Here is a 25,442-nt window from a genome sequence, read left to right on the forward strand (position 1 = left end):
TTGCGCCCAGAAATATGTAATAAAAACGCTTCCACGTACATTTTACCACTGTTTCTCATTTGTTTCTACACAGATTGTTCAAATAAAATTAAAAAATCGTCTTGAAAAATAAAAAAATTTATAATTTCGAACTTTCAGATCCCTTTCTTTCAGGACCTGATCTTTATTTATTCACATATTTCCCCTGGCCGTCTATTTTTTAACATCCGGATGTGCTCCTTAAAAAATTAAGTTGATAAAAATAATAAAAATTTCGTTATTTCACTGTGTTTTCACGATAAAAAACAGATGGCCGCGAGTATTGCTGCCATCTGTCATATCTATCCTATACTTTTGTTCAACAGCTTTTTTAAAAGCGGGTACAGAACATCGGGAAGCTGATCGACGTCTGGGACAAAAAGGCTGTACTTTCCGTACATGTCCTGTATCGTCTTCATTTGCGATTCTTCAATTTCGCTGTTTGATAAAAATACATTGATGACTTCGATATTTCGTTTCCGCGCTTCCATCACCGCTTCATGTGTATCGACGATCCCGTTTTGCTCATAATCGAATGCGGCCGGCTCTCCATCTGAAAAGACGATCAGGAACTTCTGAGCTTCGCTTCTTTGAACAAGCATCTTCGTCATCTGTCTGATCGCATATCCGTCCCGGTTGTCTTCCTCCGGTTCAAGCTGCATAATGTGCGGTCCGGCTCCTGCTTTTAAGGAATCCGCAAAAGAAACGACCGTATGAAAGTAGTTGGGCTGGCTCGTCTCTGTCGCATCGTTTGTATCTTCCCAAAAACCGACGATTTGATGAGGGACAGCAACTGATTTAAGCGCTTCATGAAACAGCACAATGCCCCGTTTCGTCTCCGCCATTTTGTCATGCATGCTTGCCGAACAGTCGACGAGCAATGTGAAAACGGCGTCGATTTCTGTTGACGGCTCCTGCTTTTTATAGAACAGGCGCGGATTGCGCTCTGTAAAGTAACGGAGCAGTTTATTGTTCAATCTGCCTGCATGCAAATCGGTTCTCGGGAGTGTTTTTTTATGCTCAAGCGTTTTTTGAATCATCTGTTTGAGCCGTTTTTGATATGATTCGATTGTTTTGGCTTGAGCCTGGTAGTCTAATATATCTTCATTCGAAGGTTTTTCCGGCGGCTTCATCACCGAAAAGGCATAGCGGTTTTCTTTACCGGCTTGGGCTGTTCCGGCGTTCGGTTCATCTTGAACAGATTCAAGCGATTCAAGTTTTGAGTAGTCTTTCCTTTTCGTCTGCTTCGCCGTTCCTTGAACAGACCCGAGCGCTTGGTCGCCGTCTTCTCCTTCTCTTAAAGCGCCGCCGGAAATATCGGATTTTGCGCCGTGCTCCAAATCAAACTGGAGAAAGCTTTTGGCCGGAGCTTCCGTTTCTCTGTGCCAAGTCGGCATTTCTTCTTCATGAACTTCCTCGTCACCCGCACTTTTCTCTTCCAGCGTCAGATCCTCGCTCAGCTTCGGTTTTGCTTTTAAATCTTGAAAGAGCGCTTCTTCGTCAACTTGTTCGTAGTCAAGTTCCGGAAAAAAGAAGTACGTATTCAGCATATCTTTTTCGAGCACTTCTTCAAAACCTTCCATTAACCCGTTTACAAACGAAACGATGTCAGCAGTTGAACGCGCTTCGAATACGCGGGCGAGCTCGGCTTCTATAAACCCCTTCATCGGATCGACCGATTCATGGATAGCCGGTATCTCTTCAAGCGGCGACTCCGCGGTCAGCTTAAGATATACAGCGCAAAACAAAGCATCTGTAAAAATGCTCCGCTCCAGATTCAGCGTCAGCTGTGTCGCAAAGTGTTTGCGGTACATCGATTTCCGGTTTGAAAATACCTGCTTTGTACCGGGGCGCTCCCTCTTGATGGACTCTTCAATTCTGATATCCTCAAAAAGCATAAACAACTGTTTTGCCAAACTCTTAAACTGATATTTCCGAGCCGAGTCCAGCATGCGGGAAAAATCTTTCATCGAGCTGTAGCGGGAGCCGATTGACCGCAAGTATACATCGCTCTTCAAGCCGTCTACCATATCGCGGTGGTTCCTGTCTTTCCAAAAGTGGCTCATGTAGATCTTTTTCTCAAAAGGATTGTAATAAGACTGAACCCCGTACTCCACTTCAACCTGATCGCTTTTCGCGAGCGTTTTCGCCAGATCTGTCAGCTCCATAAATAGCAAAGAGTCAATCTTGCTGTCATTGAATTTAATAAACTTCATAAAAAACCCTCATTCGAACAAAGTTTGGGCAATATTTCGGACCGCCGCTTTTTCGCGTTCATCATCAAGCTTTTCAACGATGCCCCGTTCGATCGCTCGCAGCGGCGGAATATACGTCGACAGATCGCAAGTATCGAGAAGCGCTCTGATGGAAGCAGCCTCTTCAGATACCTGTCCGTTGTGGGCTTGCGTCATTAAATCCGATGACAGGGTGACAAACCGGTCCAGCAGCTTCTGATTTTTTAGTTCGGATTGTGTTTCAAGCACCCGTTTCAGCAGGTCGCCTTTAATGTATGGCACGTCGATGATCACAAACCGGTTTTTCAGCGCTTCGTTCAATGGGACTGTTCCGACATACCCTTCGTTTATTGCTGCAATTACGCCGAATCCCTCTTTCGCTTTGACGACTTCCCCTGTAAACGGATTGGTCATCATTTTCCGGTAATCCAGCACCCCGTTTAAGATCGGCAGCGTTTCCGGTTTCGCCATGTTGATTTCGTCAATATATAGGAAATGGCCGTTGTTCATTGCTTTTGTCACGGGACCTTCGACAAATTCAATAGAGGCGTTCCCGCCGGTGTTTTCAATCGTTTTGTAACCGACAAGCGCCTCTGCATCAAGGTCCACAGAACAGTTGACACTGTGCATAGGTTTTTGAAAATAAGCGGAGAGCGTTTCGGCAAGTTTTGTTTTTCCGGAACCTGTCGGACCTTTTAACAAAACGTTTTTTCCGAGTGACAACGCGATCATCGCGTCATAGAGAATGGCGCTGTCTTCCGCTTCATAGCCGGGCGTCCCAATCAATGATTGGTATTCCGCGTCAACAGGTTTAGCGGCAGACTGAATCAGCCGCTCTTTTATCTTTTCAGGCAGCTCTAGTTCGTGCAGATCATATTTCATGTGTTGTAAAATTCCTTTCTAAAAGCGTCTTCTATATTTAAGTATACTAGAAAAGACGCGCTGCCCTCAATATAAACGGCTTCCAGGCGCCGATTCACTTTTTTCCGCTGTTCGTCAGCGCTCCGCAAACCATCCGGGCTCCGGAGTTACCTGATGGATTTGTCAAATCGTCATCCTGATGCTCGTGAATAATAAAAGCACTTCCGTCATGATCCAGCAGACTGAACCTGCTTTTCTGATCGAGGGTGACTGCCGGCGCATTGACGATGACGTCGACTTTGCCGTCTGCTCCGACTTCAATATTCGGCAAATCACCGGCATGCGGCCCTTTTGGATTGTTAAAGCCGTGCTCCTTTTGATCAGGATTGAAATGAGCACCCGCACTTTCAAAATCAGGCTTTTTGCAAACGCCCGTTTCATGAATATGAAAAGCAAGCATGCCCGGCGGCAGATCATGGGCGCTCACTCTAATATCAAGGCCTTCTGCAGCAGATTCATACACTTCTATAAAACCGGTCTCCGTCCCGTCGCGTTTGATCAGCGGTACTTTTAATGGCTGTGTCATCGTTTCAAAAGTTTCTTTATGTTCCTGTTCGGCATTTTTTTGCTCGATTTCTTTTTGCTGTGTGCATGCAGCTGCCAAACAAACGGACATACATGCGAGCAATATGTAATGTAATGTTCTCAAACAGCTTCCCCCTTCGCTTTTCTTTTCAGTTTAGACAATGAAGAGGGGCATTAAACCTGTCCTTCCCATCCTGAAACCACGCAAAAAAAAGCCATATAAAATGGCTTTTTTAAAATGAATACCGTTTTGCGCCGAGATAGCGCTGCTTCCAGTAGGAATTGTTCATGTCGCTCACGGTGACGCCGGAATCGTTGGCATTGATAAACTTGTTGTTTCCTAAATAAATGCCGACGTGTGAAGGGCCCGCTTTATATGTTGAGAAGAAAACAAAATCACCTCTTGAAGGCTGGCTGACTGGCGACATGATGTTCCAGTATCCTGCTGCGCTCAGCCTTGAGACAGATGTAACTTTGTTCAACGTGTAATAGATGAATCCGCTGCAGTCAAAACCGGAAGGATTGTTGCCTCCCCATCTGTAAGGCACGCCGATATGCTTTTCTGCCTCTGCAATCATCCGCTCGACTTTTGCGCTTGTCGAAGTGCCGGTTGAAACTGAAGAGTTCGGCGAGCTGGAAGATGGGCTGCCAGATGACCCTGAAGACGATGCACCAGAAATTTTAAGCTTCTGGCCGACTTGCAATACATCTGTTTTTAATTGATTAGCCTCTCTGATGCTCTGTACCGTTACCTTCATCGAATTCGCGATTTTCCACAGAGAATCGCCCGGTTTAACCGTGTAAGTGGTCGTTTTTGAACTGCTGCCTGTGTTCGTTTTACTTGATGAAGAGCTTGAAGACGAACCAGAAGATGGTTTGCTTCCGCTGGAAACTGTTCCTTTCACTTTAAGGACCTGGTTCGGGTAGATCGTGTCCGACTTCAAGTTGTTCAGCGTTTTAATTTCGGCGACTGTCATATTCAAACTATTGGCAATTTTCCATAAAGAGTCGCCCAATTTGACTTTGTATGTGCTGCTTGAACTGCTTGCACTTTGTGAGCCGGATGATGAGCCGGATGATTTGGAGCTTGATCCAGAGCTGGAACCGGCGCTTTTTGCGCTTCCTTTAATAACCAGCTTTTGTCCCGGATAAATCATATCGCTGCTCAGCCCGTTTAAGTTTTTAATCTCTTGTACGGTCGTTTTGTAGTCTCTGGCAATCAGCCACAAGGAATCTCCCAATTTCACCGTGTAAGTGGACTTGGCAGCGCTTGAACTTGAGCTGGAACTTGCGGATTTTGTCTGTGAGCTGCTTTTCGACTTGCCGTCCGGAACTTTTAAAGTTTGTCCGACATAAATAACCGTCGATGAAAGATTGTTGGCTGATTGAAGTGCCGAAACACTCGTATTGTACTCAGCTGAAAGCTTCCACAGTGAGTCTCCGCTTTTCACCTTGATGGTTTGGGCTTCGACCGGTGACGCCGCCAATGAAGTTCCAACTACCGCAGAGGCCGCCAAACCTGCTGCTATCTTCTTCTTCATAACCTCTTAACCTCCCGTTTCATTTTCGTTCTCTCTATGTATGCCATTACATTTGCCATTGCTTAAGACTTTATCCAGCCGATCAGGCGGGTGATCTGATCACCATATGTATGCCTTTGGCCGAAATCCCCCTTTTATACTCTTAAGCAAAAAATGCAATTCACGATTTGTATCGGTCTATTTTATATTTTTTTAATAGCTTTTTTGTTTTTTTACAAATTTCTCATTAAAAATACAGACTGATAGACATATTGACAAAAATCAACACTTTTTTCTGTGTACTCGAGGTGCCGGATGCTTTTTTGCAAAGGTTTTGAGTTTCAAGTTTTCGGAAATACGATGATCAGTTGTTTTAAAATCAGAGGTTCATGGTGAAAACAGCGAGAAGGGAGTTGACCAGATATGCTGCATGTGCCGAAACAGCCAGAATAGACGCCATAACATGCGGATTTCCGTGCCGTTTTACTGCCGATTTCTCTTTCTCTCGGATCAAACGGAAACAGGTAGGCAAGCCAGCGTTCATGTTGAGGGTGTGAAAACTGCGTGTTCATATTCTTTATTTTTCCGGAAATCGCCGATCTATCCTCATCTATTGCCTAATCGAAAAGCAAAGATCAGGATCATTTATACAATTCTACATTTCAGCACAAATTCCTCCACGAAACCATAAATTGACTATATCATACATTTTTTTTGCCAACATCCGGAATTGGGAGTATCTTTTTTTTAGATCGAACGGCGTTTTACTATTTCACCTATAGATTCTTATTTCCTATCTTAATATAACGATATACAGAAACATAAAACTTAATGCTCACTCATTTATATATATTAATAGATCTAATATACTATCAAAACATGTAAAAAAGGGTTCTGTTTTATCACCGCAGCTTTCATGCATGTTTCCTCCTTTTATGGCGCATTTTAAGATATGGAGGTGAATCTTCTTGGCCATTCAAAAAATATGTCAATATTTATGTACGTGTTTAGGGATCCTTTCTCTTTCCTTTATTTATGTGCAAATGTTTAAAAAAACAAAACAGACGAAAAAAGATTGAACAGACATTTATTGCATTTTATACATAACGTGTTATAATTTCTCTCGTTATCCAAAAGAAACGGGGAACTGATATGAGGGAAACAAAGGATTTGCGGGAGAAAGCAAGACAGTTTTTAACGATTTTAATTCCGATTTTGATTACGCAAGCGGGACTGTCGCTCATTACGGTTCTCGACACGGTGATGTCAGGCAAAGTCAGCGCCGCCGACCTCGCCGGCGTCGCAATCGGCTCGAGTTTATGGACCCCCGTTTATACTGGGCTTGCCGGCATTTTGACGGCTGTAACACCTATGGTCGCCCAGCTGATGGGTGCCAAGCGGCAAAAGGATGTCCCTTATACTGTTATTCAATCGATCTATGTGGCCGGAATCATCAGCCTTGCCGTCATCGTTTCCGGATATTTTCTGATTGATCCGGTGCTGGAGAATCTCGATCTTGAACGGAAGGTAGCTGTCATCGCAAAGCAATATTTAATCTGCATCGGGCTAGGCATATTGCCGCTGTTTGTTTACAATGTGATGCGCTGCTTTATTGATTCACTCGGGAAAACGCGGGTGACGATGCTGATTACGCTTTGTTCTTTGCCCATTAATTTTGTCTTGAACTATTTGTTTATTTTCGGGAACTTCGGGTTTCCAAAGCTTGGAGGAGCAGGAGCCGGTTTGGCTTCCGCTATCACATATTGGTGCATTTGTCTGATCTCTTTATACATCGTTCATAAAAAGACGCCGTTTCACCAGTTTAGGATTTTTGGAACATTCTATTCATTTTCTTTTGCTGAAAGTATGAAACTTCTGAAGATCGGCATCCCGATCGGTTTCGCCATCTTCTTTGAGACGAGTATATTCGCAGCTGTCACCTTGCTGATGAGCCACTTTGACACGGTCACGATCGCTTCCCATCAGGCGGCAATGAATTTTGCTTCGCTTCTTTACATGCTTCCATTGAGCGTATCGATGACGCTGACGATTGTCGTCGGCTTTGAAGCCGGGGCCAAACGGTTTAAAGACTCGAGGGCCTACAGCTATCTCGGCATTTCAATAGCGGTCGGTTTTTCATTATTCACCGCACTCATCATACTACTGTTCAGAGAGCAGATCGCCGGTTTGTACGCGGCTGACCGGGATGTCCTGCTTCTGACCAAGGACTTCTTGCTGTATGCGTTGTTTTTTCAGCTGTCAGATGCCATTGCCGCGCCGATTCAAGGAGCGCTCAGAGGATATAAAGATGTCAACTACACGCTTGTCACAGCTCTCGTCTCATATTGGATTATCGGGCTTCCGGTCGGTTTTGTAATCGGAACGTATACTTCATTCGGAGCTTTCGGATACTGGATCGGGCTGATCACGGGGCTAGCGGCCGGTGCAGTCGGGCTGTTCTTCAGGCTCAAACGCATTCAAAACCGCTATATTCACACTCAAAGCATGTAAAAAAGGTGCCGGGCTCAAATGCCCGACACCTTTTTTGATCATGTTAATCATTCCATTGATAGGTCCAAAATGCTTCTTTTTCAAACCATGTCTCAACAACCGGCTCGCCATTGGCGAGTTTTTTCTCTATTTCTTTCAAAAGGCCGCCTGTTTGGGATTTATGCGCTTTTAAAGCGTTCATTTTAATATCCGCGACTTCTTTGATATCAAGAACGACGTCAGGCTTGCCAAGAACCTCTTCCCTGTGGTGAGTGATAGCCATGCATAAGACGCGCGGCCGGTCCTCTTTCTTTTTCCGCGATAATGCCCTGATGACCGCGGCACCGCATGCATCATGGTCAGGATGAACGCCGTGTCCGGGGTAAAACGTCACAACAAGGCTCGGGTTTACATCATCGATGACAGCCTCAATTTGATCGGCCAGTTTTTCTTCATCCTCGAATTCGAGCGTTTTGTCGCGGTATCCGAGCATGCGCAAATCCTGTACATCCATTTCCCTGCAGGCGTCGATCAGCTCTTGCTTTCTGAGCAGCGGAAGGGTTTCCCTGTTGGCAAAAAGCGGGTCTCCCATATTTCTTCCCATCTCGCCCAGCGTCAGGCAAGCGTATGTTACAGGAATGTCTTCTTTTCGGTTTAAGGCGATCAAGCCGGCGACTCCGAAAGATTCATCATCAGGATGGGGCAGGATCACGAGTAAATGTTTTTTCATCTTATAACACCTTCTTTTTAGACTGCAAATGGCTTTTTGCTGATTTGAAGCGAAATGGCGAGTTTGCCGCCCGGCAAATAGCCGGCAAGAAGCAACCTTCCTTCATCGTCAACCGTATAATCCGTCAGGCCTTCGGCGTAGATCCAGCCGTCTTCGGTTTTCAAACCGGCGCGAAATGGTCCCTCGCCCGTGATTTTGGCCCGGGAGCAGGCTACCTTCGCGTTTCTGATATATGCCACCACGGTCATGTTCTGCTCATCTTTATGCGCGGAATACGATCCGGTTGTCGTTTCCAAATGAATGTAAACAGGCTGATTTAAAAATGTTTCCAAAGAAGCCTGCACATCTTCTTTTTTTATTGCTTTCATGTTACTCCCTGCTTTCTTCGTTTGTTAATAACTCCAATCGTTCCGTATGACATTCAATCAGCTTGAGCTTCATTTCTGATTCCAATTGTGAATTCACGATGCGCCGGATTGATTGATAGTATTTTTCGTGCTTCGTCTTTCTGAGCCTTGGATGGGTGCCGAGGTCGTTCAGCTCATCATCAACCGCCTGATGAAGCGCCTCCCTGCCTTCCCCCTCCATCGTCCGGTTTTTCCAAAGGGTTTTATATGCCTGGAAAAGCTCCAGTTCATCTGCCATGACGGAACAACCTCCGAATTGCTTCAATAATGTTTAATTATACATAATCGGTGTTTCTTGAAAAGAAAAAGGGCTTACGGATGAAAGGATTTTTTTCTTTTTAAAAATACCTTCTCCGGTCTCTTCCATTGAAATTGCGAAAGTGTAAACAATATCAGCGCCGCCCATATGCAGGAAAACGTAAAGACCTTGCTGCTGTTGAACGGTTCATGGTAGACGAAAACGCCTAAACATAATGTAATGGTCGGAGCGATATATTGCAAAATGCCGACTTGATAGAGCGGCAGTTTCTTTGCACCTTCCGCAAATAAAAGCAGCGGAATCGCGGTCAGCACCCCCGCCAGAAACAGCAGCACCATCATGCCGATGCTCCCTGAGGCTGCCTGAGCCTTCTCCGGATGGCTGAAGAACAGCAGGTAGATCGCTGCAACCGGAGCGATCATCATCGTTTCCAAAGTAAGTCCTATGGCACTTGAGAGCGATGTGCGCTTTTTCGCCAGTCCGTAGAGCCCGAAGCTGAATGCGAGCATCAGGGCGATGTACGGCACGGACCCGTACTGAAAAGCTGAAATAAGCACGCCGAGGGCAGCGAGAAGAACTGCCGCTCCCTGCATCCGCGTTAGCTTTTCCTTTAAAAAGACAATTCCGAGAACGATCGATACGAGCGGATTGATGTAGTAGCCCAGGCTCGCTTCAAGAATATAGCCGTTGCTGACGGCCCATATGTAGACATACCAATTGATCGAAATCAGAACGGACGACAAAATGAGCGGAACAAATTCCTTTCGGTTTCCCGAAAGCGAGCGAAATGCTTTGACTCCGTTTTTCCACTGCCGCAAAACGAGAAGCACCCCGCACATAAAAACAAATGACCAGATAATCCGGTGCGCCAGAATATCGAGCGCGGCCGTCTGATCGAGCACTTTCCAATATAAAGGAAGGAGCCCCCACAGCAAATAAGAAAGCGCTGTGTAAATGATTCCTTTCGTTTGAGATGAATGATTCATGTCTGTTTCTTTCCTTTCTTCTTCATCACTTTCCGCACTTTTTTGCATATACTGTACCGTCTATGTGAAAGGAAGTGTGATCGTGTTTGATTGGCAACGCTTTTTTCCATTTCAGCAGTTTTCCAAGGACGGATTAAAAAACGCTGACCCGAAAGATGTGGAGCAATATATCCACCACATGATGAAAAGCGTTTTCGGACCGGGGTATGCAGTTCAATTTCCTTTTCGTGACCCTCTCTCAAAAGAAACATCGGCGGCAGATGAATCTGATCCGATTGATATTTTTGAAACGACAAGCCATGTATTTGTTAAAATACCGCTCACCAAAGAACAGCTTAACCTTCTGAAAATTAAACATACTTCACAAACCCTGATCATAGAAAACTACCCTGAAAAAGGGCGGCAGGAAAAAGTCGTTCTCCCCTCTCTAGTGCGCAGAAAGGGTACGAAAGCAATATTTAAAGACGGCATTTTGGAAGTGATGTTCTTAAAAAATGAGGACTTTAACCTGTCTGAAATCGACATCACGTTTTGAAAACGGCCAGCTTGAAAAAGCAGGCTGTTTTTTTTCTTCCTGTATCATCTTAACACTACTCCTCAAGGATGATCATCTCATTTGCCTGACATTCGGCCGCGCCTTTAAATTTTGACAGTGTTAGTCATTATTCCTTAAAAAGTCTCTGTAACTATTTCCTCTTTCGGCTGTTGTCGATTTGTCCTTATAATGATAATGGTTCTCAATTTATAAAACAGGAGGATGTATATGAAAAAGAAAATCAGCATATTGATCACAGCAATGTTTTTGACAATCCTTTGTTTTTCGCCTCAAGCTTCCGCTGCGTACAACTCACTGCATACGGGCTATGCCACTTATACGGGGTCGGGCTACTCCGGCGGCGCATTGCTTTTGGACCCTATTCCGTCCAATATGAAGATCACCGCTTTAAATCCGACAGATATGAATTACCGCGGTGTGAAAGCTGCTCTTGCCGGCGCCTATCTGCGGGTTGAAGGGCCGAAAGGAAAAACGACCGTCTATGTTACCGATCTGTATCCTGAAGGAGCGCCGGGAGCCCTTGACCTTTCACCGAACGCTTTTCGCGAGATCGGCGATATGAAAGACGGCAAAATCGACATTAAATGGCGTATAGTCAAAGCGCCGATTACCGGCAATTTCACTTACCGGATCAAAGAAGGCAGCAGCCAATGGTGGGCGGCGATCCAAGTCAGAAACCACAAATATCCCGTCATGAAAATGGAATATTACAAAGACGGAAAGTGGATCAACATGGAGAAAACGGATTACAACCATTTCGTCAGCACCAATCTCGGGACAAGTCCGCTTAAAGTCAGGATCACAGATATCCGAGGAAAAGTCGTCAAAGACACGATAAAAAAGCTTCCGGAAAACGGGACGTCAAGCGCATATACCGTACCGGGAAAAGTACAGTTCCCTGACTGATCAATCCGGAAAGAATGAGACGGCGGCCAAAGGCGAAAAGATTCGCAGGCTTTGGCCGCCGCTTCATATTGACATCCGGCATTTAGACGCCAGCAACAATTGGCTTATTGATCAATAGCCCGGTCCTGCTCCTCTGTATGGAGCTGCGCCCGGAACACCTCCGTACGGAAAAGCCCCAGGAGCTGCCCCGTAGCCGTAATAAGGCGCGCCGCCGTAAGGTCCCGGGTATGGCGGCGGGTAAGCGTAAGGTCTTGGGTAGTTAAAAATCGCGCTTCCGAGAAATCCGCCCAGCAATCCGCCGACAAGCGGCGCTCCAAAACCCCAGAATAACGGGAATCTGGCCGGGTATCCGGCAGGACCTGATCTCGAATAAAGCATATGAGGGTTCATTGGCTTTTATCCTCCTTTATGTCTGCCTATAGTAAAGGTATTCATAAAGTCGGGAAACGTTTGGGCTATTCTTCATAAATCATTTTTTTTGTCATTCCGCCGTCCACCGTTATGTTTGTACCGGTGACGAAGCGATTGTCCGGATCGGTCAAATAAAAGCATGCTTTGACGATATCCTGTGGGCGGCCGACCCTGTTTGACAAATGCTGCGCGTGGTCAATAGGCCGCAGGGCAGTATAATCACCGGTTTCAATCCAGCCCGGGGAAATGCTGTTGACCACGATTGAATCTTTGCTTAAAGACGCGGCCAATGCGTGAGTCAAAGCTATTAAGCCCCCTTTTGACGCGGCATAGGCTTCTGAGTCCGGTTCGGACATAAATGCCCTTGTCGAAGCGATATTGACGATGGCACCGCCTGTTTTCGCCTCTTTCATTCTTTTGGCCGCTTCTCTTGCGCAAAGAAACGCGCCTTTCAAATTCGTATTCAGGACGCCGTCCCATTCTTCAGCCGTCAAGTCGTAAGGGGACTTCCAAACTGATCGGCCCGCATTATTGATGAGCGCCGATATCGAACGGCCGTTTCGGGAAGCTTCCTGCATCAGCCGTTTCACGTCTTCTTCAGAAGCTACATCACAAGGTGCAAATTGGACCCGCGCACCGGAAGCGGTCAGCTCTTTTTCAAGCTGTTCACCCTCTTCCTTCAATACGTCGGCGAATACGACGATAAAACCTTTTTGAGCATAGGCGGCCACGAGGTCTCTTCCAATGCCTTTTGCCCCGCCTGTAATGACGACAGTTTCTTTACTGTTCAATCCGGTCAGCTCCCTTCCGGATCACAATGGCTTTCGGCCCAGGTTTGTATCTCCTTGAGGACAGGCTCCAGCGCCGTTCCCTTGTCTGTCAATTGATAGATCACTTTTACCGGCGTTTCCGGGAGCACTTGACGCTCGACTATTTTGCAGTGTTCGAGCTCTTTTAAACGTTCAGCCAGCATTTTCTGGCTGATCATCGGTATCATTTCAGTCAAGTCTTTAAATCGTTTAGGTCCATCCAATAATACATGGATGATCAGTCCATTCCATCGTTTGCCGAGTAAAGAAAAGGCGGCTTCCATTCTAGGACACATTGTAAACCCCAATTCTCTCACCCCTCCATATCCAGTTGACAAATATAATGTGTGCCATTAAAATACTCATTAAAGTTACAAAAAGTAAGTTTCTAACTTTTTATCTAACTCTATCATAACACGTTTAGCCCAAAGGAGGAAGTCACATGTCTTCACAAGAAAACACCGCTCTCAACATTCTGGAAGAGCGTACTTCGATTAAAGAATATGACACAAGCGTTTCGATTTCCAAAGAGGAGCTGACAAAGCTGCTGAGCATCACCACAAAGGCTCCGTCAGCCTGGAATCTGCAGCACTGGCATTTTACAGTCTTTCACAGCCAGGAATCAAAAGATAGGCTCCTTCCGATCGCGTTCAACCAAAAGCAAGTCAGTCAGGCCTCTGCGGTCGTAGCGGTGCTCGGGGACTTACAAGCGAATCTGAACGGTGAAGCCGTATACGGCCCTCTGGCAGAAGCAGGCTATATGACTGAAGAAATCAAAAACACGCTGCTCGGACAAATCAACGGCGCTTATCAAAACAGCGGATTTGCAAGAGACGCCGCGTTTACAAACGCATCTCTAGCAGCCATGCAGCTGATGATCGCAGCCAAAGCAATGGGCTATGACACATGCGCAATGGGCGGCTTTGACAAGGAAGCATTTGTGAAAGAATTCAACATCGATGAACGCTATGTACCGGTTATGCTGATTTCGGTCGGAAAGCCGGTCAAACCTGCGCACAAAAGCAATCGTTTCGATGTGTCTGACGTATCTACATGGCTGTAAACATGTTAAAAACCTTAGTCCCAAAAAAGGACTAAGGTTTATTTTTATGCTTTTATATGCTTTTCATACCAGATTTTCGCCTTTTCAATTTCGCCGTGTGTCAGCTGATGGCCTCCGCCTTCCCAGTGAAGGAGCACTTTGGCGCCGGCGTTTGTGAAATAGCCGGCAAGCTCGCTTGATTCCTGCGGCGGACAGAGCGGATCTGTTTTGCCGGCCCCGATAAACACGGGCAGACCTGTCATATCAGGGAGCTTGCGATTTCTAAACGGAACCATCGGATGATGCAAAATCGCCCCTTTCAGTACATGTTCATGACGGAACAGCAGACTTCCCGCGATATTGGCGCCGTTTGAATAGCCGATTGCGACCACCCGGCTTCTGTCAAAGTGAAGTTCCTTGGCTGCTTCATCTAGAAACGTTTTTAATTCATCCGTCCGTTCGATCAAATCTTTTTCGTCAAACACCCCTTCTCTCAGCCGCCTGAAAAAACGGGGCATTCCGTTTTCCAGCACATTTCCCCTGACCCCGAGCAAATTTGCATCGGGATCAATCATCTTGCCGATCGGCAGAAGATCGCGTTCGTTTCCCCCTGTTCCATGCAATAACAACAGGGTGAGATCAGAGTCCCCTTTTTCATATATATAATTCATTTCCTTTCACTCCTTTTCCATTTTGGAAGTATGCCTTCAATTGGCCTGCAATCATTTCGGAAAGCTTCAATTCACCGAAAGAGACTCTCCAACTGTTCATCAATCAAAGAGCCCTGTTCACTGTCTCTTTCCCATACATTACTTTGGAGCCTCCTGCAATATGGTGCACCCCTTCTGTTTCCATCATCATCTTTTTATCTTGAATTCAAGATATTAATTATTGTAAAGTTATGTTTTCGAATATGCAAGACAGAACTATTGTTTAAATAATTTAAAAAATCACTTTTTTCTAATAATTATCTTGTGATTAAATCTGACAACTGATATGATTATGAACATCAAAATGGCTTAAGGAGGAAAAAAGGTGAATCAACAGCTTTTCAAATGGGTTCTGTTCATCATCCCTTTTATCGGACAGCTTGCCTTGCTGCCGTTTGTAAACCGGATCGATCCGATCGTTTTCGGACTTCCGTTTTTTCATTTTTGGCTGGTGCTGTGGATTGTGCTGACACCGCTGATCACATTTGCGATTTACAGATTTGAGAAAAGAAACGGAGGTTATGAGTGATGCAGGGAAATCTAACAGCGCTCCTCATTACCGCCGGCATCATTTTGGCCGTAGTTTGTATCGGATTTATCGCCGGCAGCAATAAACAGTCGCGGAAATCGGTTGAAGAATGGTCGGTCGGCGGAAGGCGGTTCGGCGGGCTGCTCGTCTGGTTTCTCGTCGGCGCCGACTTGTATACAGCCTACACGTTTTTAGGATTGACAAGCACCGCTTTTACAAGCGGAAGCGTTGCTTTTTTCGCGATCCCTTATTCGGTTTTGGCCTATTTTATCGCGTACTTTTTTCTGCCGAAGATTTGGAAGGTGGCGAAAGTACATCAGCTGACGACGCTGGCCGATTACGCAAGGGAACGTTTCAGCAGCAAGCTGCTGTCTTCGCTTGTTGCCATTGTCGGCGTCTTGATGCTGATCCCGTATATCTGCCTGCAGCTCAGCGGAATCCAGGATACGCTTCAAGTCGCGGGTACAGGGTTTATTAACGTCAATGCCGTCGTGATCATATCATTCATCCTTGTCGCGCTCTATACGTTTTTCAGCGGCATCAAAGGTCCTACATATACCGCCATTATTAAAGATATTTTAGTTTGGGTGATGATGCTGTTTATGGTCGTTTCGTTGCCGCTCATCCATTTTAACGGCTGGACGCCGATGATTGACAAGCTTGCAAATGAAGCGCCGCATATGCTGACGATCCCTTCTGACGGACCGCGCGGGATCGCCTGGTTCATCACGGCATCGATCGTTTCCGCGTTTGCCCTGTTCATGTGGGCCCATGCGGCGACAGGCGTCTTCACGGCGAACAGCGCGGATGCGCTCAGAAAAAACAGCATGTTTCTGCCGCTGTACAATATCGTATTGATCTTAGTCATTTTCTTAGGCTTTATCGCATTTCTCGTACTTCCCGATGACATTAATCCGAGATTTGCCTTGCTGTATTTAATCCAAAGTTCCTACGGCGGCGTCACGCAAGGATTCGCCTATTCAACAATTGCCCTGGCAAGTCTGATCCCGTGTTCGATCATGGCGATCGGGGCGTCTAATCTATTCGCCAACAATTTATACCGCGATTTGATCAATCCCCGCGTTTCGGGGCAAAAACTGACGATCATTACGCGCTCAATGGTATTTGTCGTCATCGGCCTGGCCCTTTTATTTGGAATGCTGTTCCCCGCAGCGCTTGTCACGCTTCAGCTTCTCGGCGTTTCAGGCATGGTGCAGATATTCCCGGCCATCGTCATCAGCCTGTTCTGGAAAAACCAGACGAAGGAAGCGACGATCATCGGTCTTCTCATCGGCCTTGCCGTTACATTTACCGTTTATTTGACAGGGGCCACTTTCGGCATTTACGAAGGATTCTGGGGCCTTGCAGCCAACCTTTTGACTGTTGTCTTGTTGAATCCGTTTTTTGTGAAAAATGTAAAACACAATTCTGTGATCAACTATTTGTTTCATACTAAGAAGAATGTGCAAAAAAGCGCCTGATCACCAAAAAACCCTTGTGCTCCGTGTGAGCGCAAGGGTTTCTTTTATTTCTCTTTTTTTAAGATCTCAATCGCTTTATCCAACTGCGTATCATTGTCGGAAAGCTTATCCTGCAGCTTGCTTGTCAGGCTGATTGTCGTCTCGCCCGTTAGGATGCCTGTCGTTTTCAGCTTTTGGTCTTTTTGAAAAGCCTTAACGGCAGCTTCCGTCTGTGCGTCGAAAGCTCCAGTCGCATTCAGCTTATAGCCGAGCGCTTGAAGCATTTGCTGGGCGGCTTTCACTTCGTCTCCGGTGCTGCCTGCCTTATACTCTTTTTTGGAATCCAGGTACGGCAGTTTGGCATAGCTTGGGAGCTCCGCTTTATATTGAGGTTTGATTCCTTTTTCGTGAATCCAGTCCCCATTCGGCGTCAGCCACTTGGCAATCGTCAGCTTGACGGTCGATCCGTCGGAGAAGCTCTCCGCATTTTGAACCGTCCCTTTCCCAAACGTATTTTCACCGACGATCGGGATGCCTGAAGACTGGTGAAGTGCTGCGGCCATGATCTCAGCGGCGCTTGCCGTTCCTCCGTTGACGAGAACAACGGTCGGCTTGTTCACTTTTCGCTCCTTCTCAGCTTTGTACACTTCTTTTTTTCCGTTTTTGGATTCAACCTGCATGATGGTTTTGCCTTTATCGACAAACATGTTGCTCATCATAATCGCTTGGTCCATCAGCCCGCCTGGATTTCCTCTGAGATCCAGCACGAATCGTTCCGCACCTTTTTCAGACAAGTCATCAATGGCTTTTGTCAGTTCTTTTGCGGTATTTTCAGAGAAAGACGTAATTTGGATTTCACCGATATTGCCGTCGATCATTTTGGAATAAACCGTTTCGATCGGAATCGTATCGCGCTTAATCGTAACATCGATTTGGCCGACGCCTTCCCTGTTGAGAACAAGTTTGACATTCGTGCCTTTTTTGCCGCGGATCATCGCTGTCGCTTCGTTGACGGTCTTGCCTTTTACGCTTTTGCCGTCCACTTTCTGAATTTCATCATGCGGCTTTAAGCCGGCTTTTTCTGCGGGAGATCCTTTAATAGGCGCGACGATTAGAATTTGTCCATTTTTTTCTTCTACTTGGGCGCCGATTCCTTCAAAAGAAGATGTAATGCTTTCTTCAAAGCTTTTAGCTTCTTTCTTATCCATGTATGTAGAATATGGATCATCCAAAGCTCCAAGCATCCCTTTAATCGCGCCGTCAGTCAGGTTTTCATCGTCTGCATTTTGATAATAGTCGCTCTTGATTTTGTCGTACGCCGCCATCAGCTTTTCGAATTTCTCGGAATCTGAAGCGGAATATACTGAACCGCCGCTGCCTTTGCCCACCAGATAAAGCGTCAGTGCGGAGGCGGCGACGGCCGTAATCAATACAGCCAAAAAGAGTTTCAACTGCTGTTTCAAACGAACACCACCTTTTCTTCTTACCATATTATCATGGACGAATCTTTATTCGTCAACTCGAATCACTTAAATACCGATTTTTCCGGGATGCTGGCATTCGATCGTTTTCAACCATTATTCCGCTTTTGCATATGCATACAAAAAAGGAGGGATCTCAATTTGAGCGATTATTTAGACATGCTCGCCAGCTTCGGCGTCTCATCCGCTCATCCCGGCGGGATGTCCCTGTCAAAGGCAGTGCTCGCCAAAGCCGGCATCGACCCTGAGCAGCCGATTCTTGATGCAGGCTGCGGAACCGGCCAGACCGCCGCTTATTTGGGTCAGCTTCTGTTTCCTGTCACTGCCCTTGATGCCGACCCGGTCATGATCGATAAAGCCCGACAGCGTTTTAAAAAAGAACAGCTTTCCATTCCGGCTGTCCGCTCTCCACTTGAGGAAATGCCGTTTCAGTCTGAAAGCTTTGCCTGTGTATTAACTGAATCTGTGCTGAGCTTCACAAATATCCGGTCTGCTTTACAGGAAATCCGGCGGATTTTAAAACCCGGAGGGATGCTGGTCGCGATCGAAGTCTGCCTTAAGGAAGGAAACGCACTGACAGACGAAGCAAAAAAAGAAATCACGGAATTTTACGGATTCACCGCATTATATGACGAGGATGAGTGGGTCAATGTCCTTCGAGAAGAAGGATTTTCAAAGATTGACATCATTCCTGTCGTATTGGAAGATGCAGGAGACCCGGATGACGCCGTTGAAATGGATCTGTCGCCTGCAATTTCCGACAAAGACTATGAAACGATGGAAAAACACCTGCATTACCTGGAAAAATACCGGGACTCTCTCGATCATATTATTTTTATATCACATCTATAAATCATCATTTGTCCTCCTTCTTTCGTCCAACCTTTTCTATTAAATCCGTCATAAGCTGACTAGGAATAGATTAGATGATGGAAGGAGCATTCAAGTGGACCGATATTATAGGTTTTGCCACCAAAATATTGGCAGAGTTGCGAGAATCACCGACAAAGGAGGCCGCGTCCATGTCGGAAGAATCGTCCGTGTTTCACCAAGCAAAGTATATATTGCCCCGATGATCAGACGGGGAGGCCGCGGGTTCGCCTACGGATATTACGGCGGCTGGTGGGGTTGGGGCCCTGTATACGGACTTGGCCTCGGTCTAATTGCCGGTGTGGCTCTTGCAGGCTTGTTTTTTTGGTAATATGAAAAGGCCGATTGATATCGGCCCTTTCATTTTTATATCTTTTTCACCTGTTTAAAATACTCTTCAAGCGTCAAGTCGTGTTCTTGGATGGCTTTAGCCGCTTTTTTTCCTACATAGCGCAGGTGCCAAGGTTCATACTTATATTTCGTGATGTCTTCTTTATTTTTCGGATAGCGGATGATATAGCCGTATTTGTAGGCGTTCTTCTCGACCCATTGTCCGTCTTTCGTATTGCCGAATTCCTCTGATAAGGCGAAGCCGTTGCTTTTGCTGGAAATATCCATCGCAAGTCCTGTCTGATGCTCGCTTTGGCCCGGATATGCCACAGCTTCTTTCGCCTTTTCTTCTCCCTTTTGGCTGACTTCGTTGTTATAGATCGCTTTTTGTCTGTCATAGGATCTGTAGCCGGACACTGCAACGAGTTCATAGCCTTCTTTCTTAGCGGCGCTGAACATCTCTTCAAGCGCTTTGGCGGCTTCTTTTCTGATATAACGCTTGTCGATATCCTCGGTAAAAGAAAACGCGACATCAGGCACTGTCAGGTCGCTCGGTGCATAGTTGCCGGGAAGCGCGTATTCTTTATTTACAAGCGCCATTATGTTTTCCGGATTTTGAATCGTCGGCAGCCCGTCTACATCTTTTATTTGATTAAAGTACTTGCTCTCGAGTATGAAGTCCTGATCTTCCAGGCTGCTGTCTGACTTTTGGTCTTTTGCATCCTTGCTTGCATTTGCAGTATTCTGTGTTTTAGCCGTGTCATTTTGCTTCTGTTCGGTCATGGTACATCCTGTGCCAAGCAGGACCGCTGCACTCAGCAATGAAGCAATCGTCACGTATTTGTACTTTCCGTTCATTCGAATCCATCCTTTTTCAGTGCATGTATGCTTTTACAAAGCAGTATCCAGAGCCAGCAGAATCATATCATTAAAGGTCGTCTGTCTTTCTTCTGCCGTTGTTTCCTCGCCGGTAATGACGTGATCGCTGACCGTTAAAATGGAGAGGGCTTTTCGGCCGAATTTCGCAGCCAATGTATAAAGCGCCGTCGTTTCCATCTCGACCGCAAGCACTCCGTGTTTGGCAAGCTTCTCAATTTGGCTGTCGTCGTTATAGAATTGATCCGCCGTAAACACATTCCCTGCCGTAACCGGGATGTTCCGCTCACTTGCAGCGTCATAAGCAGCTTTTAGCAGGCCGAAGTCCGCGCAGGGCGCAAAGTCGATCGAGCCGAATGCCACTCTGTTGATTTGTGAATCAGTTGATGAAGTCATCGCAAGAATGACATCTCTTACATTGACGTCTTTTCTGATCGCACCGCACGATCCGACGCGGATCAGGTTTTTCACATCATAGCTTCTGATCAGTTCATTGACATAAATTGAAATAGACGGCACACCCATGCCCGTCCCCTGAACGGAAACGCGCTTTCCTTTATAAGTGCCGGTAAACCCGTACATTCCCCGTACTTCGTTATAACATTCAACGTTTTCCAAATATGTATCAGCGATATATTTTGCGCGCAGCGGGTCTCCTGGAAGCAGCACCGTTTCTGCAATTTGTCCTTTTTCTGCGCCAATATGTACGCTCATGATTATTCCTCCTGCCTTTTTAAAGCTGATTGGTGATGATGATTGCAACATCCACTCGCATATGTATTATAAACCAACATCGCGGAAAAAGAAAATAAAGCCCTGCTCCGATTCGGCATCATTCTTTTTCTTGTCATGTTTAAAAAAGGACAGGCATACCTTTAAAAAAGAATCATTACGATTAGCTATTTCAGGATGGAGGAAAAGCGATGTTTCGTTCACTTAACAGTTATTTAATCGACTTTACCGGGCTTGTTGTCATCGGTGTTCTGATATGCCTTGTGTCAGCCGGCGGGTCGCTCGCCTCAGGCCTCCCCTTCCAGATTCCGGCTTCCGTTCTGCAGCTGAATACGATTTTCATCAGCATTTTAATCGAAGCCCTTCCCTTTGTGTTAATCGGAGTATTAATCGCCGGTTTCATCCAGATCTTTGTGACTGAAGAGCATATTCGCTCCCTTTTTCCGAAAAACAGGTTTTCAGGAGTGATTGTCAGCTGTTTACTCGGCGCTTGTTTTCCGGCTTGCGAATGCGGGATTGTCCCGATCGTGAGAAGACTCGTGTCAAAAGGCGTTCCCATCTATGCAGGCGTCGGCTTTCTGTTGACAGGTCCGCTGATCAATCCGATTGTCGTCTTATCCACTTATATGGCTTTTGGCAATGACTTGCGAATGGCCGTTTTAAGGGTTGCCGTCGGTTTTGCCGCAGCGGTCATCATCGCTTTTGCGATCAGCATGATGTTCCGCTCGAGCCAGCTGAAAACGGAAAGCCGGCAGACAGCTGCACACTGCGCCCATTCCGGCAGACCATCCCCTTTTTCGGAAAAGCTCTTTGATATGCTGAAACATGCTGTTGACGAATTCTTTGATATGGGGAGGTTTCTGATTATCGGCGCTTTAGTTGCAGCGCTTGTGCAAACATACCTCCCGTTAAAATCGCTGTTTGTGTTCGGAGGGGGCATGCTTGACTCGGCATTGGTCATGATGGGGCTGGCTTACTTTTTATCGCTGTGCTCTGAAGCGGATGCATTTATCGGCGCTTCCTTCACCAATTTGTTTCCTTCCTCATCCATCCTTGCTTTTCTCGTTTACGGGCCGATGCTCGACTTAAAAAATACGGTCATGATGCTGCATGCGTTTAAGCCGAAGTTCGTCATTTGTTTGTCTGTCCTGATCACCGTTGTTGTCTTTGTTTGTATCAAAGTTGTCAGTTTGCTGTAGAAAGGAGGTTTTACCAATGGTTTTTCAGCTTCGGCAATTTTTGCGCGCACTTGTGCTGGCTGCCTTTTCCGTCTTTATTTTCAAGCTCCATTACACAGGGGAAATTGATAAGCTGATTAATCCTAAATACGATTACACCAGCCTCATCGCCGCAGGTGTGTTCGCGTTTCTGTTCATCATTCAGCTGACCAGGATCTGGACGGTGAAGGATGACCGCGCTGGGGATTGCGGCTGCGGGCATGATCATGGCGAGTCAAAGCCCTTTTTCATCAGGCTGATGCATTATGCCGTCATCGCTCTTCCCCTCATCACCGGATTCACCCTTTCCCCGGCTGTACTGAATTCGTCTGTCGCCGCCAATAAAGGGACGATGCTCACCAAAACGGAGATCGCCCCTCAAACTGAAGGCGAAAAGGAACATGTCATGACACCGGAGATTCAGCAAGGACTCGCCGATTCAGCGATGACGAAGTCGGCGTATGACAGGAAGATGGATCAGTTTAAACAGGAAAAGCGGATTGTCATGAATGACGACATGTTTGGAGACTATTATGATGAAGTGACAAGCAATCTTGATCACTATATTGGAAAGGAGATCACGGTCAAAGGCTTCGTCCATAAGGAAGCGGGGCTGAGCGCACGCCAGCTCGTGCTGTCCCGATTTATGATCACGCACTGCATCGCAGACGCCAGCCTGATCGGATTTCTCGCCGAATGGAACGGTGCTGAGCAATTGCAGCCTGACACATGGATTGAATTGGAAGGAACGCTTGGCAAAGCGTCTTATAACGGCTCTGTCATCCCGATCATCCGCACGAAGCGATGGAAGGAGATCAGCGAGCCGGAGCAGCCGTATGTCTATCCGGCCGCGATTAGTATGACAGATTAAAGACAGCTTTCTCCTGGATAAATAACGGGGCGTTTAGTCATCCTATTTTTTAGGAAGGAGGTCATAAATGATGGGCAAAAAACAGCGAAACAGAGTCACCGGATTGAAAAAAAACAACCACATCCCGACAAAGGACGTCATCGCGGCAGAGGATGCGCATGAAAAGGAATACAGCGCCAGAAAAAGAAAAAATACAACATAAAAAAACTGCGGACAGCGCTTCCGCAGTTTTTCACTTCTTACGAAGACTGCAGCAAAATGCGGTTGATTTTGCTCCACCCCGTAGACAGCAGTTTATAATAGGTTTTTCCCTTTCTTCCTTCATCGATTAAAACGATGTCGCCAGTTGCAAGAAATCTCGCCTTATAATCATTCGGCACCGTGTCATAAACATTGAAAGTGGAAAACGTCCGTTCCAGCACATCTTCATGGGTTCTGCCGTTTATTTCCGTTCTGTAAACCATCTCGTATCCCTTATCTTCACCAAAGCAAGGCGTTTGAAAAATCGTCACATCATAAGGTATCAGCTTTTTTTTAAACAGTTGAAACATTAACGGCAATACAGATCCCTCCTTTTTTTATAAAATTGGCGCTTCGGGGCTCAATCCCTTTGACTACTTTTGTCGAACAAGCGGGTACTTTTCGCCAATTTTTTTGAAGATGAAAAACAGCGCGAGACCGAGCGAAAATCCTGAGATAACATCAGTCATGTAATGAACGCCGAGATACATGCGGCTGATTCCGATGAGTCCGACGAGAAGGCCCGTCCATACGTAAACCGCGCGGCTGTGTTTTTGAAAAAAAGGAATGCAGAGCAAAAGGAGAAATGCGATAAACGGGTACATGCTCGCCGCATTCATCGAATGGCCGCTCGGAAAGCTGTATGACGGTTCGTGCACGAGCGGGTTTATCGCGGGCCGCTCTCTGGCAATCCAGCCTTTTAAGGCTTCATTGGCCGTTCTTTCAACAAAAAACAGCAAATAAAGATACAGTGATGCCGCTGCTTTTTTATAGACGGCGAGAGCCAGGGTTAAAGCAAGCATCAGCGGCAGCATGAAGCCGCTTGACCCCAGCTCTGTCAGCGCTTTAAAAACCGCTGTGAAAACCGGATGCCTGACAGACTCGAGAGCCTGTATCACGCTCACATCAAATGATTGAACCGCCGGGATGCGGATAAGAATGGCCATGATGACAAAGACAGCTGCTGAAAATAGTGCTTTATACATTAGAAAAGTCAGTGCCTCCTTGACATTGTTTTTAAACATTTTACACCCGGCTCCCCTGCCGGGCAAATATATAGGAAAAACCGGAGCAGGTCCGCCCCGGTCCTCATTTTCAATCCTCTATATGCTCATCTATCATACATTTTGCAATCAGATAATCAAAGGTGATATCGGCAATTTCGAACAGTTCGTCCTCGTTCGGTATGTAGCCTCTTCTTGTCAGCTCTAGATAAAAAAAATCAGCGATTTCTTCTGTATCTATCATCAGTTCAATTTCTTTCATTGTGATCGCCTCCTTATTCTGATGTATGAGCTGGCATTCGGTTTTATAACCGGTTTGTCATAATGTTTGTCCTCTTTCATATACATGTTGTAACAAGACAAAAGCCGGAAGGGGAAAAGAAAATGATCCAAAAAACGCTTGAAGCACTTGACGGAGAAGGGTTTGACCTGGTATTGGGGAAGGTCTTGAAAGCCATGTTCGCTCTTATTGTGTTCGGCTGTTTTCCTTATTTCTTATATTTGTTGTTTATCATTTGAAATATTCTTTCAGGCTGCTTAACACAAACTCCATCATATCTTTATATTCCGCATCCTGAAACATTTCATACAATACTTTATAGTCATTGTAGATATCAAGCAGTTCATCCACGACAGCAACTGCCATGTTGCGCTCATGATCCTGCTCCTCGGAATCACCGGAAAATGGCAGAAACACTTTTTCAGATATCGGTTCATCAAGCTCTTGTCCGGCTTCGCCGACATAATGAACAAACAGAAGCTGATGGACGAACTGGTCCATTTCGTAGGTTCTAAGCACGAGCGTTAAATCTTCTTCTTCGGTTTCAAGCCATTCTCCGTCTTTCAAACGGGTCAGCTCGTAAATGATATCTTCCCAGCCGCCTTCCACATATCTCCAAATTTCCGTTCTGTGCCCGGTGATTTTAAACAATTCTTTGCCGTAATCTTTTACATAGACGACATCTCCGATTAAAAATTCATATTCAATGTCAAGCTTTTCCGTATCGACAATGACCCCGTCATAATCTTTGTAAAGTTGAAGAGAAGTCTCGAAATAAAGCACTTCATTATGATTAACTTCATACAAAAAATGCTTATCGATTTTATGAACTTTTGTAATCGTTCCGACCGTCCCGTACATCACGACGACGACAACATCCCCGACTTTGAATTTAGGCGCGTTTGACTTCATTTGGATTCCCCCTTGCCTTGAAGCTTCCGTGTTACGCTTATCGTATGCTGAGTGCTGTCAATTCGCATGGGCTAAGGCTACAAAGCCCGATGAGTTTTCCGAAAAGCCCGGCCGGC

At 46.0% G+C, this 25,442-nt stretch carries 31 protein-coding genes; 12 read left to right on the forward strand and 19 right to left on the reverse strand.

Going from position 1 to position 25,442, the window contains the following annotated elements; all coding sequences use genetic code 11:
• Window positions 1-320: 320 nt before the first annotated feature.
• The 4 genes from MKY62_RS11195 to MKY62_RS11210 all read right to left on the reverse strand — a co-directional run bounded on the left by MKY62_RS11195 (window position 321) and on the right by MKY62_RS11210 (window position 5,239).
• Window positions 321-2,234, reverse strand: coding sequence for a VWA domain-containing protein (locus tag MKY62_RS11195; RefSeq protein WP_003182698.1), 1,914 nt, complete (start codon window positions 2,232-2,234; stop codon window positions 321-323).
• 9 nt (window positions 2,235-2,243) lie between these two features.
• Window positions 2,244-3,134, reverse strand: a complete 891-nt coding sequence (locus tag MKY62_RS11200; protein WP_003182700.1) for a MoxR family ATPase — start codon at window positions 3,132-3,134, stop codon at window positions 2,244-2,246.
• 94 nt (window positions 3,135-3,228) lie between these two features.
• On the reverse strand, window positions 3,229-3,822 hold the full coding sequence (locus tag MKY62_RS11205; protein WP_003182702.1) for a superoxide dismutase family protein: 594 nt from the start codon (window positions 3,820-3,822) through the stop codon (window positions 3,229-3,231).
• A 109-nt stretch (window positions 3,823-3,931) separates the two neighbouring features.
• Window positions 3,932-5,239 (reverse strand): peptidoglycan endopeptidase, encoded by a 1,308-nt coding sequence (locus tag MKY62_RS11210; RefSeq protein ID WP_003182704.1) that lies wholly within the window; start codon window positions 5,237-5,239, stop codon window positions 3,932-3,934.
• Window positions 5,240-6,370: 1,131 nt separating this feature from the next.
• Here MKY62_RS11210 and MKY62_RS11215 point away from each other — a divergent pair.
• On the forward strand, window positions 6,371-7,729 hold the full coding sequence (locus MKY62_RS11215; protein ID WP_009328059.1) for an MATE family efflux transporter: 1,359 nt from the start codon (window positions 6,371-6,373) through the stop codon (window positions 7,727-7,729).
• Between the two features lie 43 nt (window positions 7,730-7,772).
• Here the strand turns inward: MKY62_RS11215 and bshB2 are convergent, their stop codons facing one another.
• From bshB2 to rarD, 4 genes are all read right to left on the reverse strand, one after another.
• Window positions 7,773-8,438: a bacillithiol biosynthesis deacetylase BshB2 gene (bshB2, locus tag MKY62_RS11220; RefSeq protein WP_003182711.1), complete on the reverse strand. Its 666-nt coding sequence runs from the start codon at window positions 8,436-8,438 to the stop codon at window positions 7,773-7,775.
• Window positions 8,439-8,455: 17 nt separating this feature from the next.
• A complete protein-coding gene (locus tag MKY62_RS11225) occupies window positions 8,456-8,806 on the reverse strand; it encodes a YojF family protein (protein ID WP_003182712.1) in 351 nt (116 codons plus the stop codon).
• 1 nt (window position 8,807) lies between these two features.
• Window positions 8,808-9,083 carry a hypothetical protein gene (locus tag MKY62_RS11230; RefSeq protein ID WP_003182714.1) on the reverse strand — a complete coding sequence of 92 codons (276 nt, stop codon included), beginning with the start codon at window positions 9,081-9,083 and terminating at the stop codon, window positions 8,808-8,810.
• 74 nt (window positions 9,084-9,157) lie between these two features.
• The gene (gene rarD, locus MKY62_RS11235; RefSeq protein WP_011198052.1) at window positions 9,158-10,090 is read right to left on the reverse strand and encodes an EamA family transporter RarD; all 933 of its coding nucleotides are present in this window, start codon (window positions 10,088-10,090) and stop codon (window positions 9,158-9,160) included.
• An 82-nt stretch (window positions 10,091-10,172) separates the two neighbouring features.
• Between rarD and MKY62_RS11240 the strand changes: the two genes are divergently transcribed.
• Both MKY62_RS11240 and MKY62_RS11245 read left to right on the forward strand, forming a co-directional pair.
• Window positions 10,173-10,625: a germination protein GerT gene (locus tag MKY62_RS11240; protein WP_003182718.1), complete on the forward strand. Its 453-nt coding sequence runs from the start codon at window positions 10,173-10,175 to the stop codon at window positions 10,623-10,625.
• Window positions 10,626-10,853: 228 nt separating this feature from the next.
• The gene (locus MKY62_RS11245; protein WP_003182719.1) at window positions 10,854-11,552 is read left to right on the forward strand and encodes an expansin EXLX1 family cellulose-binding protein; all 699 of its coding nucleotides are present in this window, start codon (window positions 10,854-10,856) and stop codon (window positions 11,550-11,552) included.
• A 111-nt stretch (window positions 11,553-11,663) separates the two neighbouring features.
• Here MKY62_RS11245 and MKY62_RS11250 read toward each other — a convergent pair whose 3' ends face one another.
• The 3 genes from MKY62_RS11250 to MKY62_RS11260 all read right to left on the reverse strand — a co-directional run bounded on the left by MKY62_RS11250 (window position 11,664) and on the right by MKY62_RS11260 (window position 13,080).
• Window positions 11,664-11,942, reverse strand: a complete 279-nt coding sequence (locus MKY62_RS11250; RefSeq protein WP_003182720.1) for a hypothetical protein — start codon at window positions 11,940-11,942, stop codon at window positions 11,664-11,666.
• Window positions 11,943-12,007: 65 nt separating this feature from the next.
• A complete protein-coding gene (locus MKY62_RS11255; RefSeq protein WP_003182722.1) occupies window positions 12,008-12,754 on the reverse strand; it encodes an SDR family oxidoreductase in 747 nt (248 codons plus the stop codon).
• Between the two features lie 5 nt (window positions 12,755-12,759).
• Entirely contained in the window at window positions 12,760-13,080 is a 321-nt protein-coding gene (locus tag MKY62_RS11260; protein ID WP_003182724.1) for a winged helix-turn-helix transcriptional regulator, read from the reverse strand.
• Between the two features lie 134 nt (window positions 13,081-13,214).
• Here MKY62_RS11260 and MKY62_RS11265 point away from each other — a divergent pair, with 134 nt between their 5' ends.
• Window positions 13,215-13,835, forward strand: a complete 621-nt coding sequence (locus tag MKY62_RS11265) for a nitroreductase family protein (RefSeq protein WP_003182726.1) — start codon at window positions 13,215-13,217, stop codon at window positions 13,833-13,835.
• A gap of 44 nt (window positions 13,836-13,879) precedes the next feature.
• On the opposite strand, the gene MKY62_RS11270 is transcribed toward MKY62_RS11265, so the two are convergent.
• On the reverse strand, window positions 13,880-14,485 hold the full coding sequence (locus MKY62_RS11270; protein ID WP_003182727.1) for an alpha/beta hydrolase: 606 nt from the start codon (window positions 14,483-14,485) through the stop codon (window positions 13,880-13,882).
• A 364-nt stretch (window positions 14,486-14,849) separates the two neighbouring features.
• On the opposite strand from MKY62_RS11270, the gene MKY62_RS11275 reads away from it, so the two are divergent.
• The gene (locus MKY62_RS11275; RefSeq protein WP_003182729.1) at window positions 14,850-15,053 is read left to right on the forward strand and encodes a DUF3311 domain-containing protein; all 204 of its coding nucleotides are present in this window, start codon (window positions 14,850-14,852) and stop codon (window positions 15,051-15,053) included.
• On the forward strand, window positions 15,053-16,534 hold the full coding sequence (locus MKY62_RS11280; RefSeq protein ID WP_003182732.1) for a sodium:solute symporter: 1,482 nt from the start codon (window positions 15,053-15,055) through the stop codon (window positions 16,532-16,534). Before MKY62_RS11275 ends, MKY62_RS11280 begins: the two co-directional genes overlap by 1 nt.
• A gap of 44 nt (window positions 16,535-16,578) precedes the next feature.
• On the opposite strand, the gene MKY62_RS11285 is transcribed toward MKY62_RS11280, so the two are convergent.
• Window positions 16,579-17,976: a S41 family peptidase gene (locus MKY62_RS11285; protein ID WP_003182733.1), complete on the reverse strand. Its 1,398-nt coding sequence runs from the start codon at window positions 17,974-17,976 to the stop codon at window positions 16,579-16,581.
• Between the two features lie 159 nt (window positions 17,977-18,135).
• Between MKY62_RS11285 and MKY62_RS11290 the strand changes: the two genes are divergently transcribed.
• Window positions 18,136-18,846: a class I SAM-dependent methyltransferase gene (locus MKY62_RS11290; RefSeq protein WP_003182736.1), complete on the forward strand. Its 711-nt coding sequence runs from the start codon at window positions 18,136-18,138 to the stop codon at window positions 18,844-18,846.
• Window positions 18,847-18,940: 94 nt separating this feature from the next.
• Window positions 18,941-19,195 (forward strand): hypothetical protein, encoded by a 255-nt coding sequence (locus MKY62_RS11295; RefSeq protein ID WP_003182737.1) that lies wholly within the window; start codon window positions 18,941-18,943, stop codon window positions 19,193-19,195.
• Window positions 19,196-19,230: 35 nt separating this feature from the next.
• Here the strand turns inward: MKY62_RS11295 and MKY62_RS11300 are convergent, their stop codons facing one another.
• A complete protein-coding gene (locus tag MKY62_RS11300; protein ID WP_003182740.1) occupies window positions 19,231-20,052 on the reverse strand; it encodes a M15 family metallopeptidase in 822 nt (273 codons plus the stop codon).
• A 33-nt stretch (window positions 20,053-20,085) separates the two neighbouring features.
• Window positions 20,086-20,784, reverse strand: coding sequence for a purine-nucleoside phosphorylase (gene deoD / locus MKY62_RS11305; protein WP_003182742.1), 699 nt, complete (start codon window positions 20,782-20,784; stop codon window positions 20,086-20,088).
• A gap of 209 nt (window positions 20,785-20,993) precedes the next feature.
• On the opposite strand from deoD, the gene MKY62_RS11310 reads away from it, so the two are divergent.
• The 3 genes from MKY62_RS11310 to MKY62_RS11320 all read left to right on the forward strand — a co-directional run bounded on the left by MKY62_RS11310 (window position 20,994) and on the right by MKY62_RS11320 (window position 23,092).
• Window positions 20,994-22,001, forward strand: a complete 1,008-nt coding sequence (locus tag MKY62_RS11310; RefSeq protein WP_003182744.1) for a permease — start codon at window positions 20,994-20,996, stop codon at window positions 21,999-22,001.
• A gap of 16 nt (window positions 22,002-22,017) precedes the next feature.
• A complete protein-coding gene (locus MKY62_RS11315) occupies window positions 22,018-22,890 on the forward strand; it encodes a TIGR03943 family protein (protein ID WP_339613605.1) in 873 nt (290 codons plus the stop codon).
• 70 nt (window positions 22,891-22,960) lie between these two features.
• Complete coding sequence (locus MKY62_RS11320; RefSeq protein ID WP_011198055.1) at window positions 22,961-23,092, forward strand: hypothetical protein; 132 nt, start codon at window positions 22,961-22,963, stop codon at window positions 23,090-23,092.
• Between the two features lie 37 nt (window positions 23,093-23,129).
• Here the strand turns inward: MKY62_RS11320 and MKY62_RS11325 are convergent, their stop codons facing one another.
• From MKY62_RS11325 to MKY62_RS11335, 3 genes are all read right to left on the reverse strand, one after another.
• Window positions 23,130-23,441: a YodL domain-containing protein gene (locus tag MKY62_RS11325; RefSeq protein ID WP_031314648.1), complete on the reverse strand. Its 312-nt coding sequence runs from the start codon at window positions 23,439-23,441 to the stop codon at window positions 23,130-23,132.
• A gap of 63 nt (window positions 23,442-23,504) precedes the next feature.
• The gene (locus MKY62_RS11330) at window positions 23,505-24,116 is read right to left on the reverse strand and encodes a phosphatase PAP2 family protein (protein WP_016886695.1); all 612 of its coding nucleotides are present in this window, start codon (window positions 24,114-24,116) and stop codon (window positions 23,505-23,507) included.
• A 109-nt stretch (window positions 24,117-24,225) separates the two neighbouring features.
• On the reverse strand, window positions 24,226-24,396 hold the full coding sequence (locus MKY62_RS11335; protein ID WP_003182754.1) for a YozD family protein: 171 nt from the start codon (window positions 24,394-24,396) through the stop codon (window positions 24,226-24,228).
• Between the two features lie 122 nt (window positions 24,397-24,518).
• On the opposite strand from MKY62_RS11335, the gene MKY62_RS11340 reads away from it, so the two are divergent.
• Complete coding sequence (locus MKY62_RS11340) at window positions 24,519-24,653, forward strand: hypothetical protein (protein WP_003182756.1); 135 nt, start codon at window positions 24,519-24,521, stop codon at window positions 24,651-24,653.
• Here MKY62_RS11340 and MKY62_RS11345 read toward each other — a convergent pair.
• On the reverse strand, window positions 24,646-25,326 hold the full coding sequence (locus MKY62_RS11345; protein WP_016886696.1) for a hypothetical protein: 681 nt from the start codon (window positions 25,324-25,326) through the stop codon (window positions 24,646-24,648). The genes MKY62_RS11340 and MKY62_RS11345 overlap by 8 nt on opposite strands.
• Window positions 25,327-25,442: the final 116 nt, after the last annotated feature.

Origin of the sequence: Bacillus sp. FSL R7-0646, from assembly GCF_037969865.1 — a bacterium.
GTDB lineage: Bacteria > Bacillota > Bacilli > Bacillales > Bacillaceae > Bacillus > Bacillus licheniformis.

What these genes read in the sequence shown, in the direction of transcription:
- MKY62_RS11195 (WP_003182698.1), bottom strand. Translation starts at nt 2,234, where the DNA reads ATGAAGTTTATTAAATTCAATGACAGCAAGATTGACTCTTTGCTATTT.
- MKY62_RS11200 (WP_003182700.1), bottom strand. Translation starts at nt 3,134, where the DNA reads ATGAAATATGATCTGCACGAACTAGAGCTGCCTGAAAAGATAAAAGAG.
- MKY62_RS11210 (WP_003182704.1), bottom strand. Translation starts at nt 5,239, where the DNA reads ATGAAGAAGAAGATAGCAGCAGGTTTGGCGGCCTCTGCGGTAGTTGGA.
- MKY62_RS11215 (WP_009328059.1), top strand. Translation starts at nt 6,371, where the DNA reads ATGAGGGAAACAAAGGATTTGCGGGAGAAAGCAAGACAGTTTTTAACG.
- bshB2 (WP_003182711.1), bottom strand. Translation starts at nt 8,438, where the DNA reads ATGAAAAAACATTTACTCGTGATCCTGCCCCATCCTGATGATGAATCT.
- MKY62_RS11225 (WP_003182712.1), bottom strand. Translation starts at nt 8,806, where the DNA reads ATGAAAGCAATAAAAAAAGAAGATGTGCAGGCTTCTTTGGAAACATTT.
- MKY62_RS11230 (WP_003182714.1), bottom strand. Translation starts at nt 9,083, where the DNA reads ATGGCAGATGAACTGGAGCTTTTCCAGGCATATAAAACCCTTTGGAAA.
- rarD (WP_011198052.1), bottom strand. Translation starts at nt 10,090, where the DNA reads ATGAATCATTCATCTCAAACGAAAGGAATCATTTACACAGCGCTTTCT.
- MKY62_RS11245 (WP_003182719.1), top strand. Translation starts at nt 10,854, where the DNA reads ATGAAAAAGAAAATCAGCATATTGATCACAGCAATGTTTTTGACAATC.
- MKY62_RS11250 (WP_003182720.1), bottom strand. Translation starts at nt 11,942, where the DNA reads ATGAACCCTCATATGCTTTATTCGAGATCAGGTCCTGCCGGATACCCG.
- MKY62_RS11265 (WP_003182726.1), top strand. Translation starts at nt 13,215, where the DNA reads ATGTCTTCACAAGAAAACACCGCTCTCAACATTCTGGAAGAGCGTACT.
- MKY62_RS11270 (WP_003182727.1), bottom strand. Translation starts at nt 14,485, where the DNA reads ATGAATTATATATATGAAAAAGGGGACTCTGATCTCACCCTGTTGTTA.
- MKY62_RS11280 (WP_003182732.1), top strand. Translation starts at nt 15,053, where the DNA reads ATGCAGGGAAATCTAACAGCGCTCCTCATTACCGCCGGCATCATTTTG.
- MKY62_RS11300 (WP_003182740.1), bottom strand. Translation starts at nt 20,052, where the DNA reads ATGAACGGAAAGTACAAATACGTGACGATTGCTTCATTGCTGAGTGCA.
- deoD (WP_003182742.1), bottom strand. Translation starts at nt 20,784, where the DNA reads ATGAGCGTACATATTGGCGCAGAAAAAGGACAAATTGCAGAAACGGTG.
- MKY62_RS11310 (WP_003182744.1), top strand. Translation starts at nt 20,994, where the DNA reads ATGTTTCGTTCACTTAACAGTTATTTAATCGACTTTACCGGGCTTGTT.
- MKY62_RS11315 (WP_339613605.1), top strand. Translation starts at nt 22,018, where the DNA reads ATGGTTTTTCAGCTTCGGCAATTTTTGCGCGCACTTGTGCTGGCTGCC.
- MKY62_RS11320 (WP_011198055.1), top strand. Translation starts at nt 22,961, where the DNA reads ATGGGCAAAAAACAGCGAAACAGAGTCACCGGATTGAAAAAAAACAAC.
- MKY62_RS11325 (WP_031314648.1), bottom strand. Translation starts at nt 23,441, where the DNA reads ATGTTTCAACTGTTTAAAAAAAAGCTGATACCTTATGATGTGACGATT.
- MKY62_RS11330 (WP_016886695.1), bottom strand. Translation starts at nt 24,116, where the DNA reads ATGTATAAAGCACTATTTTCAGCAGCTGTCTTTGTCATCATGGCCATT.
- MKY62_RS11335 (WP_003182754.1), bottom strand. Translation starts at nt 24,396, where the DNA reads ATGAAAGAAATTGAACTGATGATAGATACAGAAGAAATCGCTGATTTT.
- MKY62_RS11340 (WP_003182756.1), top strand. Translation starts at nt 24,519, where the DNA reads ATGATCCAAAAAACGCTTGAAGCACTTGACGGAGAAGGGTTTGACCTG.
- MKY62_RS11345 (WP_016886696.1), bottom strand. Translation starts at nt 25,326, where the DNA reads ATGAAGTCAAACGCGCCTAAATTCAAAGTCGGGGATGTTGTCGTCGTC.